The sequence below is a fragment of the Solibacillus sp. FSL W7-1324 genome (genome assembly GCF_038008025.1).
Classification (GTDB): Bacteria; Bacillota; Bacilli; order Bacillales_A; family Planococcaceae; genus Solibacillus.
Genome location: NZ_JBBOYH010000001.1, coordinates 1,840,559 through 1,853,692, shown reverse-complemented (window position 1 = coordinate 1,853,692; position 13,134 = coordinate 1,840,559). Strand labels below are relative to the sequence as shown.

At 37.9% G+C, this 13,134-nt stretch carries 12 protein-coding genes and 1 pseudogene; 8 read left to right on the top strand and 5 right to left on the bottom strand.

The annotated features are described in order from the left end of the window. Window positions 1-61: 61 nt before the first annotated feature. The 3 genes from MKY71_RS08950 to MKY71_RS08940 form a co-directional block, all read right to left on the bottom strand. The gene (locus MKY71_RS08950; protein WP_339176523.1) at window positions 62-589 is read right to left on the bottom strand and encodes a YceI family protein; all 528 of its coding nucleotides are present in this window, start codon (window positions 587-589) and stop codon (window positions 62-64) included. Window positions 590-722: 133 nt separating this feature from the next. Next, window positions 723-1,325, bottom strand: coding sequence for an FMN-binding negative transcriptional regulator (locus MKY71_RS08945; RefSeq protein ID WP_340732269.1), 603 nt, complete (start codon window positions 1,323-1,325; stop codon window positions 723-725). A gap of 8 nt (window positions 1,326-1,333) precedes the next feature. Further along, window positions 1,334-1,849 (bottom strand): GNAT family N-acetyltransferase, encoded by a 516-nt coding sequence (locus tag MKY71_RS08940; RefSeq protein ID WP_340732268.1) that lies wholly within the window; start codon window positions 1,847-1,849, stop codon window positions 1,334-1,336. Window positions 1,850-2,216: 367 nt separating this feature from the next. Here MKY71_RS08940 and rsgA point away from each other — a divergent pair, with 367 nt between their 5' ends. The 3 genes from rsgA (at window position 2,217) to MKY71_RS08925 (ending at window position 6,925) form a co-directional block, all read left to right on the top strand. Next, the gene (rsgA, locus tag MKY71_RS08935; RefSeq protein ID WP_340732267.1) at window positions 2,217-3,278 is read left to right on the top strand and encodes a ribosome small subunit-dependent GTPase A; all 1,062 of its coding nucleotides are present in this window, start codon (window positions 2,217-2,219) and stop codon (window positions 3,276-3,278) included. A gap of 277 nt (window positions 3,279-3,555) precedes the next feature. Further along, the gene (cls, locus tag MKY71_RS08930) at window positions 3,556-5,004 is read left to right on the top strand and encodes a cardiolipin synthase (RefSeq protein WP_340732266.1); all 1,449 of its coding nucleotides are present in this window, start codon (window positions 3,556-3,558) and stop codon (window positions 5,002-5,004) included. 124 nt (window positions 5,005-5,128) lie between these two features. Beyond that, window positions 5,129-6,925 (top strand): M3 family oligoendopeptidase, encoded by a 1,797-nt coding sequence (locus tag MKY71_RS08925; RefSeq protein WP_340732265.1) that lies wholly within the window; start codon window positions 5,129-5,131, stop codon window positions 6,923-6,925. Between the two features lie 58 nt (window positions 6,926-6,983). Here the strand turns inward: MKY71_RS08925 and MKY71_RS08920 are convergent, their stop codons facing one another. Then, a complete protein-coding gene (locus tag MKY71_RS08920) occupies window positions 6,984-8,039 on the bottom strand; it encodes a nucleoid-associated protein (RefSeq protein WP_340732264.1) in 1,056 nt (351 codons plus the stop codon). A gap of 673 nt (window positions 8,040-8,712) precedes the next feature. Between MKY71_RS08920 and MKY71_RS08915 the strand changes: the two genes are divergently transcribed. The 3 genes from MKY71_RS08915 (at window position 8,713) to MKY71_RS08905 (ending at window position 11,157) form a co-directional block, all read left to right on the top strand. Further along, window positions 8,713-9,306 (top strand): YpjP family protein, encoded by a 594-nt coding sequence (locus MKY71_RS08915; protein ID WP_339199487.1) that lies wholly within the window; start codon window positions 8,713-8,715, stop codon window positions 9,304-9,306. A gap of 565 nt (window positions 9,307-9,871) precedes the next feature. Then, window positions 9,872-10,768, top strand: coding sequence for a group II intron reverse transcriptase/maturase (ltrA, locus tag MKY71_RS08910; protein ID WP_339171590.1), 897 nt, complete (start codon window positions 9,872-9,874; stop codon window positions 10,766-10,768). Next, complete coding sequence (locus tag MKY71_RS08905) at window positions 10,672-11,157, top strand: group II intron maturase-specific domain-containing protein (protein ID WP_339171587.1); 486 nt, start codon at window positions 10,672-10,674, stop codon at window positions 11,155-11,157. The genes ltrA and MKY71_RS08905 overlap by 97 nt, the downstream gene beginning before the upstream one ends. A gap of 423 nt (window positions 11,158-11,580) precedes the next feature. Here MKY71_RS08905 and MKY71_RS08900 read toward each other — a convergent pair whose 3' ends face one another. After that, the gene (locus MKY71_RS08900; protein WP_340732262.1) at window positions 11,581-11,919 is read right to left on the bottom strand and encodes a DUF378 domain-containing protein; all 339 of its coding nucleotides are present in this window, start codon (window positions 11,917-11,919) and stop codon (window positions 11,581-11,583) included. A gap of 435 nt (window positions 11,920-12,354) precedes the next feature. Here MKY71_RS08900 and MKY71_RS08895 point away from each other — a divergent pair, with 435 nt between their 5' ends. Beyond that, entirely contained in the window at window positions 12,355-12,546 is a 192-nt protein-coding gene (locus MKY71_RS08895; RefSeq protein ID WP_079526843.1) for an ABC transporter permease, read from the top strand. A 241-nt stretch (window positions 12,547-12,787) separates the two neighbouring features. Continuing rightward, window positions 12,788-13,042, top strand: a pseudogene (thyA, locus tag MKY71_RS08890) (thymidylate synthase); the annotation flags it as partial. Window positions 13,043-13,134 lie beyond the last annotated feature (92 nt).

Genomic DNA, 13,134 nt, shown 5'->3' with positions numbered 1-13,134 from the left:
AATAGAAAGTTGCAAGAAAAAAACAGCCGTTTCCAAAATAGCTACGGCTGTTCATTAATAATTATTGTGCTGGGTTTAATTCAAGTTCCACTTTAATCTTAATATCTTTACCTACTAATACGCCGCCTGTTTCAAGTGCTGCATTCCATGTAAGGCCGAATTCTTCACGGTCAATTTTCGTTTCCGCTTCAAAACCGTATACTTCTACACCCCATGGGTTTGTTCCTTTACCGCCATATTCTACATCAAATACGACCGGTTTTGTCACATCTTTTATTGTTAAATCGCCTGAAACTTTATAATCGTCACCGTCTTTTGTGATGTTTGTCGATTTAAATTTAATGTCAGGGTATTGTTCAATATCAAAGAATTCCGCCGATTTTAAATGGTTGTCGCGATCGCCATTGTTTGTATTAATACTTGTCGCATCGATAGTAATTTCAATATTTGCCGATGTTAAATCTTCTAAATTATCAACTTCTACATCCGCTGAATAATTAGTGAATTGACCTTTAACTTTCGATACCATCATATGCTTGACTTCAAAACCAATTGTTGAGTGTGCCTGATCGATTTGCCATTTTGCCATGATAAATTCCTCCCAACTTTAATGAAACCCAAGAAATTCTTTACCTTGAATTCGAGATAAATTTACCATAATAGGGTAGAAGTGTCAATTAAAATATAAGACTATTTGAATAATTCCAACATTTAGGCACGCATTAATTTTCCATCATTAATTTTGCAATATCTTCATCAAAACCGTCATTTCGTTTTAGTAATTCATCGATGACGAGTTTTTGTCGTTCTTTTGAATGACCTTGGCTCAGTTTTGCAGCAGCATCAATGGAGCTAATTCGCAGTTTGAACGGCACAATGCCTTTCAATAACCCGTTCATATATTTGGCGTCCACAGCATTTACATCATAGGAGCTATTCGGTCTTTCATATTTTTCAATTAAACGTTGGAGGGATAGACGGATTTCTTCTTCATCCTCCATCATTTCGATATGGCCCTTTACATGGACGGTTACATAATTCCAGGTTGGAACTGAATCTTTCGTTTCATACCAGGAAGAAGAGATGTAGCTATGCGGGCCATTAAATATGGCGAGTACCTGTTGATCGAGAATATCTTTCCATTGAGAGTTGGCACGGGCAAAATGTCCGTATAGAAAATTTCGGTCTTCACTTAAATAGAGCGGTAAATGAGTCGCTTCCGGTACGCCTTGATGAATGGAAACAACTGTCGCAAAACTATATTCTTTAATAATTTGATGAATCTTTTGTTCATCTGTTAACTGATACTGCTTTGGAATAAACATCATTAACCTCACAAATGTTTTGTCATAATGAAATCGTTTTGTTCTTCTTCACCCATGAAAAAAGAATGGGAACCCGTTTTTTTAAAGCCTGCTTTTTCATAAAACGCAATGGCATTCAGGTTTTTTTCCCATACACCAAGCCAAATTTTGTTTTTGTTCTTTTCATTGGCTAATTTGATCGCTTCATCCATCAATACTTTCCCTAAGCCAAGCTTCTGAAAACGGCTTAAAATATAAATTCGCTCAACTTCCAGGGTATCTGGTCCTAACAATTCAGACTGTGCCTCATCTGTATTGATCTTTAAATGACCTGCCAGTTCTTCATCTACATAAAGTAATTTAAATAGCGACTGTTTATTTTCGAGCTCAGCTGTCAGTTTTTCACTTGAAAAAGCAGTGTTCAAATATACGGTCATACTTTCCTCGTTATTTTGATCATGGAAAGTCTCATAAAACGTATCCCGACATATTGTCTGTAGAGCGTCTAAATTTTCGGTAGTACATGGTAGCAGTTGAATTTTCATTATAATGACTCCTTAAATTGCATTTTTCCTTGTTTAACATTTTCCCAATCTTTTGATGAGATGTAAACTAATACTTTGGTAAAAAATAGTTTGAAGACAGTATTGACAAAACATTCTATCTATTGTTATAGTTGGAATAACTAATGGAGAGAGATGGTGATGAATATGACTAAATTACATGAGATTGAATCAATGCAATTCTGCTTGTCATATGACATTCGCCACCTGAGTGCCTTCTAATATAGAAGAGTCACGCTTCTTTACTGTGCGTATGAAACCTTATGACGGGCAAAATTGCTGGTCATAAGGTTTTTTTGTTTGCCTGAAAAACAAAAATACTATCATACGCCATTAGGAGGCAATTCCATTGAATTTACAACAATTAGGTTTTACATCTTTTTTTTATACACAATTACAAACAGCATCGATTGATATGACGACAAAGCTTGTTGGACGTATCATACTGGAACATAAACATTCTTACCGTGTCCTGACAGAACAGGGCGAATATTTGGCGACAGTGTCCGGAAACTTTGCATACCACGCCTTTTCACGAAAAGATTATCCGGCTGTAGGCGATTTTGTCGTGATTGAACAAATGCCGGGAGAAGAACGTGCCATTATCCATCATTTATTTGACCGAAAATCCAAATTCACAAGAAAAATGGCAGGTCTTGAAGTCGATGAACAAATCGTGGCAACAAATGTGGACCTTATTTTTCTTGTTATGAGTTTAAATGATGATTTCAAAATCCGCCGTTTAGAACGCTATTTAGTAGCTGCATGGGATTCGGGGGCAACACCGGTGATTGTCTTAACGAAAGCGGATTTATGCGAAGATGTTACGCCGTATTTAAACGAAATTGAATCGGTTGCATTCGGTGTGGATATTTTGACGGTGAGTGCGCAGACGGGTGAAGGCATGGCTTTCTTACAAGCGCTTTTAACTGAAGGAAAAACAGCGGCACTTCTCGGTTCTTCAGGTGCAGGTAAGTCAACACTTACGAACGCTTTATTAAATACAGCGCAAATGAAAGTATCGACGATCCGTGAAGATGATGCAAAAGGTCGCCATACGACAACACACCGGGAACTTGTTGTTTTACCAACCGGTGCTTGCCTGATTGACACACCGGGAATGCGGGAGTTGCAGCTTTGGGATCAGGGCGATAGTCTAAATGCAAGTTTTTCTGATATTGAAGAGCTTACAGAAAACTGCAGATTCCGCGATTGTAAGCATAAAAATGAACCCGGATGTGCCGTATTGCACGCGGTTGAGGTAGGAACGCTTGAAGCTGCAAGATTAACCAGCTTCTTTAAATTGCAGCGGGAACTTGCCTATATCGAGAAAAAGGCGAATACTGATGCCCAGCTTGCGGAAAAACGCAAATGGAAGCAAATATCTAAAAGCACGAAGAAAATGAGATAATAAAAAGTAGGTGCACAGTTTTGTGCATCTGCTTTTTTATGTTGAACAGTCAAGAAGCGTAAGGAAGATTAAGTATTATACTAAGGTAGCGAAGACAAAGTAAGGAATTGAAACCATTCTCCCCTGAAAAGTGAACGGATTCCTTTGAAATATGTTTTAATATGTCTCAAATGCATATTTACAGGGAATAGTAAAATAGTAGAATGAAAACTAGTAATTAATAACATTTAGTAGTTGCTTTCTCTTAATAATTAAATAATGAAAAGAGATGAATTTCATGACAGTCACTGGAATCTTAACCGTCACCGTATTTGCCTTAAACATCTTGTTTGCCCTCGTCTTAATATTTATCAGCCGAAAAAGTGCTTCATCTACATGGGCATGGATATTCGTGCTCTTTTTCTTGCCGATTTTTGGTTTTATTCTGTATTTACTTTTAGGACGGAATTTACAGAAGAAACACTTTGTTAGATGGCATGCGGTACAGCAGGAGGAATCACTTGATGCATTTCAGGATCAAAAAAATGCGTTGGAAGAAGGAACATATGAATTTCCGAATGCTATTACAAAAAAACATGAAGCACTAATTAAAATGAATGTCGATTATAACCATTCATTACTGAGTTCGAAAAATGATGTCAAAATACTGTCTGAAGGAAAAGATAAATTCCGTTCGGTCATTGAAGATATTGAAAATGCAAAACAGACCATTCATATTCAGTACTACATTTATAAAATGGATGATGTCGGTAAAAGTATTTTTAATGCGCTCGTTAAAAAAGCAAAAGAGGGCATTGAAGTGCAAATGATGTACGATGATTTAGGTTCGCGTACATTACGTAAAAAAGATCTGAAAAAATTGACGGATGCCGGTGGACAGGTGGAAGCGTATTTTTCATCATATTTTAAGCTGTTTAATCCGCGGATCAATTTCAGGAATCACCGAAAACTTGTTATCATTGACGGAAGGATTGGATATATCGGCGGGTTCAATGTCGGGAACGAATATGCCTGTCTTGATTACGATATCGGCTATTGGCGTGATACCCATTTAAGAATCGAAGGGAATTCCGTTTATAATATGCAGGCGCATTTTCTGTTTGACTGGTACCAGGCAAGAAAAGAAGAGCTGACTGATATCGAACAAAGATATTTTCCGACGTTTACGGTAGATGCAGACACACCGGTTCAGATTGTGTCGAGCGGTCCGGATACAGATTTTGAATCGATTAAAAACAGTTATATCCGAATGATTTTAAGTGCCAAAAAGTATGTCTATATTCAATCACCTTATTTTGTGCCGGACGAACCATTCATGCATGCTGTTCAAATTGCTGCCTCATCAGGCGTTGATGTGCGGATTATGATGCCGGAAGTGACCGATCATGCTTTCGTTTATGGAGCCAATTCAGCATATAGCGGCGACTTGCTGGAAGTTGGAGGTCGGGTATACCGTTATAAAAAAGGCTTCCTTCATGCAAAAATGATTGTCATTGACGATGAAGTAGCTACAGTAGGTACGGCAAATATTGATGTAAGAAGTTTTAGCCTGAATTTTGAAATTAACGCCATTCTTTATGATGCGGATTTGGCGAAAAAATGTAGAGCGCTGTTTGAAGCAGATATTAAAGACTGTTTTGAACTAACGAAGGAGCAATATGACGAACGCAGAACTTGGACGAAAATTCGAGAATCCGTTTCGCGTTTATTATCACCAATTTTATAAAGCTGAAGCTAGCCAATTCCAAAGGCTAGCTTTTTTATTTCTAAAACCGAAATATTTTCGAGCATTTTAACTTATTTTTTAGTAAAATAAGAATTGAAATATAATTCAGAAAGTAGGTAATGGAATGGTGAATGTTAAATATCCTGAAGTTTGGGATTTGGATGTGTTTTTCCCTGGTGGTAGTGCTTCTCCACAATTAATCGAGCATATAGAAGGTTTGACGCCTAAACTTGAAGTATTAAAAGAGAAAGTCGACAAATTCGAAGTTCCACAAAACAGTGATGCAGCTTTAGAAATCCAATCGATTTTAGAAAGCATCAAAGAAGTAATGCTGCATATTTCTCAGGCAGGGGCAGTGCTTTCATGCTTAACTGCACAAGATACGACAGATCGTGAGGCATTATTGCTGCAAGGCCAATTATCCGGTATTGCTGCAAATTCATCGCCGATTTTAGAAAGTTTCAATCAGAAGTTGGGTCAAATCGAACAGGCGACTTTCGAAGCATTATTGCAGACAAAAGAATTAGCTCAATTTGAATTCATCTTAACGGAATGGCGTGAAAAATCAAAAGAGTCATTATCTGAAGAAGAAGAAGCGCTAATTTCAGCTTTAGGTGTTGATGGCTACAGTTCTTGGGGTCAACTTTACAGTATGCTGATCGGCGATATTAAAGTAGAAGTAGAAGTGGATGGCGAAAAGAAATTACTGTCAGTTGGACAAGCGAACAATTTAAGCTCACATAAAGACCGTGCAGTACGAAAAGCGGCTTTTGACGCATTGGAAAAGGTGTTTACAGAGCGTGAAGAGTTCTTTGCCAAAACATTGAATCACTTGGCAGGTTTCCGTTTAGCTGTCTATAAAAAGCGCGGCTGGGACTCGGTAACAAAAGAGCCTCTGCAAATTAACCGTATGAAGCAGGAAACAATTGATGCAATGTGGGGTGCCATTACATCGCGTAAGTCAACATTTGCTGGTTACTTGCAGCATAAAGCAAATCTGTTAGGTACTGAGCAACTGGACTGGTTTGACTTTGATGCACCTGTTACGGATTCAAAAGCTACTATGTCCTACCAGGAGGGGGCCGAGTTTATCCTGAAGCATTTCGGCCGTTTTGGTTCAGAAATGGAAAGCTTTGCACGCATGGCATTTGAAGACGGATGGATTGAAGCGGAAGACCGTGATAACAAACGTCCGGGCGGTTTCTGTACAGGAATGCCGTTATCAGAACAATCTCGTATTTTTATGACTTACTCTGGTTCGATGTCAAATGTTTCGACACTGGCACATGAACTGGGGCATGCATTCCATTCGTATGCATTGCGCCCTGTTCATCCATTGAACCGTCGTTATGCAATGAATGTTGCTGAAACAGCTTCAACATTCGCAGAAATGATTGTTGCCGATGCAGCAGTTGAAGAAGCAACAACTGAACAAGAAAAGATTGCATTACTGGAAGATAAAGTTCAGCGTTCTGTTGCCTTCTTTATGAATATCCATGCACGTTACTTATTTGAAACTCGTTTCTATGATGAGCGTAAAAAAGGGATTGTCTCAACGAAACGTTTGAACGAACTGATGGAAGAAGCTCAAATTGAAGCACATGCAGGCGGTCTAGGTGAAACACATCCGCACTTCTGGGCATCAAAAATGCACTTCTATATTACAGGTGTACCGTTCTATAACTTCCCGTACACATTCGGCTATTTATTCTCATTAAGTATTTACGCGAAAGCAAAAGAAGAAGGTAAGGGCTTCGAAGAAAAGTATATGGCTCTATTGCGTGATACAGCGATCATGACAGTTGAAGAATTGGCAATGAAGCATTTAGGTGAAGATATCACGAAAGAAGATTTCTGGTTAAAAGGAATCGCACTATGTGAAAAAGATGTTGAGGAATTTATTGCGTTAACATCTAAATAGATTGCAAAAAGGGGCTGTGAAAAACACAGCCTCTTTTATATTGATTATATTAGTAAGCTTATAGCGGTTTTTTATGAAGGGTAAACCCTACTGTATCAGCATCACGGATAGTGATCGTATACGTACCGCTTACTTGATCGTGCTTCACATCAATATTGTCCAAGCCTTTATCATAACGGAAGAGAATCTCACCTTCTGCCGATTTATAGACGACATGCAAATCATCCCGTTTCACTTCAAATGTAGGCGTGAAGTCAGGATTGCGGTCGGTAAACTCATTGATAAACAATTTGGCACCTTGCTCAACAAAATCTTCCCGATTCTCCGGAGGTGCGATTGCTTCGTAAATATTATGGACCGAAGCATCGAGTTCAATATATTTCCCGTGTTCAAACTCTTCGTCAATTGCTCTTTGAAGTTGCGGAGTCTGCTCTTCGTTGAGCGATTCCGCGATTTTTTCATATAATTCCTTCATCAGCATTTTTGTTTTCTTTTTGTCGGATGCGATTGGTGTAGCCTGCAGGAAAGTTTCCATGAAAAACTTCGCCGGTTCGCCATCCGATTGTTTATCCAGTACATAAACATTTTCTTCGAGCGGATCATAATTCATTCGGATAAGTGCACATTTTTGTACACGGCTGGATGCATCTGGTAATATATTTTCGATTGTTTTCAAATGCAATGTTTCCAAATCAATCTGGACTGCATCTTTCGGATCCAGCTTTAACAGTAAAATATAATCTTCGCCAATTAGTTCAATATGTGCGACAAAGACCGAACCGTTACTGTTCGATACCGTTTGCATAATTTGATACAGTTTATTTGATAAATCATTGGCTAATGATAGGAAATGAGTGTCATCTGGATATTCTACATAACGGTTCATTTTCGTCAGAATATCATTGTCCCGGTCTAAAAATTTACATGCAACAGATTTTGGACTATTCATCGTTGCATCTATGTATGATTCAAAAAACTGATTATACACTTCAGACTGAAGTACGGATAAATCCATTGTTTCACTTGCAGATACAAAACGGCTTTGCTGCATATCCAGCAATGTAACAGCCATCCGTTTCATTTGGATTGATAATGTTGTTTCAACTTCATTCATCTTGACATAGCTCCTTTGAATTTCGATTTTTCAAGTATAGCGGACATTAATGAAATTTGCACGAGCCTAAATTCAGTTTACAAACGCGAACATATGTGTTATGATTAACTATGTGCTATTTTAGATAGTGCTATAAATGAATTGGCATTTCTGCTAGTGTTTTTGAAGATACTTATTCACACTGGCGCAAGCTTCAGGGCTGCAAGGACATAGTAGCAGGTTGGGACTATGTTGCTTAAGTTAGAAGAGATTAGTAGAATTTTACCGCGGTTAAAACTGGAGTTGTGCACTCCGAATAAATATAAATTCCCCGGATGATCGGGTTGAGACTTTCATTTATTTATAAATCTATCTATTAAATACTAAAGGGGTCCCCCATACTTGGGGGCCCCTTGTCCAATTCTCCAAATAAAAAACCATCCAAATCGGTTTGGATGGCGCTTAAGAAAATATTAGTCCGTGAAGCATAAAGAAGTCATATACCCAAGCATTAGTAATAATCCAAGACCCATAACAATGTCCATTTTTTTACAACCTCCCTTAATATAACCTACAATATCTTCCTTTTTTATTGTACAATGATTACAATAAAGATGAAACTATTTGTTGAAATATTCGTATATATTAAGGAAGAGTGTTTTAAAATTATACATAATAAAAGTGGGTGATAGACTTGAAAAAATGGATTTACAAATCTCTTGTTGTTTCTGTCGCGTTATTATCGTTTGGTTTAATTACACCAAAGCATGAAATTTGGGCAAATTTTGATGAAGACCGTCATGGGAAGTCTGTATTGGATCGTCCAAGCGATAACCATATTTCAGCTGCCTATCAGCTGGACGATATTATTGTTGATGAAAAACCGCTGCCAACAACCGATGACTTTGTGTCTGCAGCAAAAGAACAATCATACATAAAATTTGGAACAAAAGTCGGACCGGTTATTGAACAACAATTCGAAACTAATATTTTCCCTAAAATCGAAGAAGCGATTGCGATGACAGTGGACCGGATTGGCGATGATATGCTGCGTAACTTAACGGTTTCCGAAAAACCGAGTGGTGATTATTCAGAAAAAATCTTCCACATTGTTGACAATCAATCTAAAACAGACGTAATCCGTTTCCATGTGCGAACAGAGAACCGTCCTTTTGATGGCTACTACTACAATTTCCACTATCATACGTATGAAGACAATTATTCAAAGCATTACGACCTAGGCGAGATATACTGGAGCAAAAATACACCGCCTAAGTGGTTATCATAACAATGCAGCACCCGCCAATAGGTCGGGTGCTTTTTTAGTGTGCCCGGCATGCACAACAGCCTGGTGGTGAAAGTCCACTACAGGCTTGGCAGTAGGAACTGTTAGCGAAAGACAAGGGTGTCCATGGTGACGTGGAATCTGAAGGAAGTCGGACGCAAACTCTCGAACTGACGAACAGAAATCAGATAAAAGGCTGACTTGGGACGGATGAGCTTGCTAAACAAAGCGAAGTCCAATACTGCCCAAATCCCATACAGTAAATCTGGCAGTTACATGAGAGGAAGGCGGTTGTGCTTACCCGGGGAGGTCTCTTGAGGGTTATTCAATTAACAATTTGTTTAGTGATAAATGGATGAATCAAGAGAAGTCAGCAGAAGCCATAGTAGTCTTCGACCGAAGATGAAGGGCCGAACAATCTTTTAAATCTTGAAAGAAACAAGGAGGTGGAGACATCCCGCCAAAACACAGAAAACATCAAGGTATAGACCGAATAGATGGCTACTTATAGAGGGATAAGCTGGAAGCGAAAGAGTATATAAGAGCGTGTAGGGATGTAAACATGGAAATGAAGAAACAAGAAAGTATCAATTTAATTGACAGAATTGCGTCCCATAGAAACCTATGGAATGCATATAAGAAAGTAAAAGGAAATGGAGGAGCACCTGGAATCGACGGTATCACGGTTGATGGACTGAAGGCGCATTTAATAAAATACGAGGAACCATTGAAAAGGAAATTAAAAGATGGTTCCTACCAACCTCAACCAGTGAAACGAGTAGCTATCCCAAAAGCGAATGGCTCCAAACGATATCTAGGTATACCATGTGTATTGGACAGAGTTGTTCAACAAGCCATTCTACAAGTCATCCAACCAATAATTGATCCACACTTTTCAGACAAAAGTTTTGGCTTCCGAAAAGGTCGAAACCAACACCAGGCAATTGCCCTCGCTAAGAAATATTACGAGGAAGGTTATCGAACAGTGGTCGATTGTGACTTGAAAAGTTACTTCGATACGATTCATCACCAGCGACTACGAGCTTATTTGGAAGAATTCATAACAGATAAAATAGTACTTAAGCTAATATGGAAATTCTTACGCTCAGGCATATTGGACAAGGACATCCTCATTGAAACGACAGAAGGTACACCCCAAGGGGGTCCACTCTCTCCAATTCTAGCAAACGTGTATTTAAACAAGCTAGATAGAGAGTTAGAAAAACGAGGACACCGATTCATTCGCTATGCGGATGATTTTGTGATTTATGTAAAGTCACCAAGAGCAGGTGAACGCGTCATGACCAGTGTCAAGAATTTTATCGAAGATGAACTGGGTCTCACAATCAATGAGCAGAAAAGTAAAGTATGTGGCGCAACAGCAGCTACATTCTTAGGGTTTCATCTACAAAATCTGTCGGGAAAGTGGGATACCGACCAATCAAGTCCGCCAAGAAACGACTAAAAGATAAGCTAAGAATACTGACGAGTCGTAAACGAACAGGGACATTTAGTGAGATTGTGAAAAGAATCAATCAAACAACGGTTGGTTGGATTAATTACTACGGAGTTTCCAACATGAAAACTTTCATCCAAGAATTACAGGGATGGTTAAACCATCGCTTACGTCAATTAATATGGAAACGGTGGAAGCTACCACGAACTAAATATGTGAAATTACGCCAATACGGAATCCAACATGATGAAGCGATGAAAACGGCGCATTCAAGAAAAGGGTACTGGCGAATATCACGAAGCGAGGTTCTACACCAAGCCATTCCAAATAAAAGGCTCGTAAAATGGGGACTGAAAGACCTGTCCCAATTTTACGAGCAAAGATACTCAAAAGATTGAACCGCCGTATACGGAACCGTACGTACGGTGGTGTGAGAGGTCGGCTAGCCAATTAATGGCTAGCCTCCTACTCGATTGTACAACAAATATTCTCCACAATATTAGCATCTCATACTTTCCATCCATTACCAAAAGAAACCTCAGGAACCAAAGCTTAAATAGTTTCCGATTGGCCAACCTTTAATTTAAGGAGTGGTAATCTTGGAAAACAGATTTTTCTTAGGTTTATTTAATGGCCTGATTTTAAGTATTATTTTATGGACGTCTATTTTCGGATGGATAAAAATAATAGCTGGGTTATTATAAGTAGGAAAAAAATATGCGAAGAGATGAGCTTTTTACTTAATCCCAAGATAAAGTTCTGAATAAGCTAAAAAGACCAGGTAATCATTACTGAGCCTGGTCTGTTTTTGTATTTAATTTTTATTGCTTTTCGTTATTTTCATTTTTGTTGTTTTTGTTCTTTTGCTTTGCGTATTCTGAGAAATCAGCTTCTTTCCCAGCTTCCATATTATAGTTCGGTCTATTTGTTGCTCTTGTATGTGTAACGGTTGCATTGTCCTCTTCATCAAGGTTTTTCATTAACAGCGGAATGCATGCAAGACCGGCAAGACCGACAAGTGCATAAATGATTCGTGATAATCCGGCAGTTTGTCCGCCAAATAAAGATGCGACTAGATCAAATTTGAAAAAGCCGATAAGTCCCCAGTTAATTGCTCCAATAATTACGAGTACGAGGGCAATTCTATATAATGCTCCCATTTAAAACATCTCCTTTATTTTAGATAAAGAAGTTCATCGGTATGTAAAAAACACATACTAAAGAAATTCAAGTATCTATTTCTGCTTGTATTTTTCCCGGTAACTGCTTGTTTATACTTCATTTTTTTAAAAAGAAAATGTATCAAAATACGAATAAAAAAGGTCACTTAAAAATAAAAATAATTAAAAATAGGAATTAATATCTGCAGCAATCAGAAGGGAAATATAGTTCTGATTTCGTAATAATTAATGCGAAAGTTATTTATTTAACGTTGTTAGTAGAGTATTTGGAGATTTATCATATTATTACTATGAGGATGGAAAAAGAACCTTTATTTTTTCGTTTAATTTACGAAAAATTTGAAAATTAAAGGTGAATTTTTATGTAACTCGAGGTATAATATTTGTATACTATAGTAAAAAGGAGGACTGCCGATGATAACCGGTCAGTTAGGGCGAGCATTCCAATTAGCGGAAAAACATAAGCTCGACGTAAATACAATTTTGGAATTAACAAAAATTATTGCGAAAGAAGTTAATGGTACTCAAAAAATTGAGGACAAAATTTTACTTCAAATGATTCAAATTCTTGAAAACAACAAAACAATACTTAGGGAGGCAACATAAAAATTGACGCAAACGATTGAGCTATACGATGACTTAGACACATTTGACTAAAGGCGCTACTCAGCAGACGAAATACGAGTAGCGCCTTTTATTGTGCACTTTTTTAATACATATTGATCGATTTCCGTATTACAAATTAAAATTCTATGTAGTCTTTTCGGTTCGATTTTGCAGATTATGTGTTATTCTCATCATAAGTCTATATAATAAACACGGAGAACATTCTTTAGGAGTGAAAATATTGACACATGCAGATCATACATATTTAAATTTATTGCAATATATTATGGACAACGGTACCGATAAATCTGACCGTACAGGAACAGGGACACGCAGCGTTTTTGGCTATCAGATGCGCTTTAATTTACAGGAAGGCTTTCCGCTTCTAACGACGAAGCGCGTGCCATTCAAACTCGTGGCAAGTGAACTTCTATGGTTTATAAAAGGTGATACGAATATTCGCTATTTGCTTCAGAATAATAACCATATATGGGACGGTGCGACACGTTCTACTATAAGTGCTTAATGCATGAAGTGTAGGGGCATTGCAACTAGCAATGTCATAACTGAATAATCGATACTTGGAAT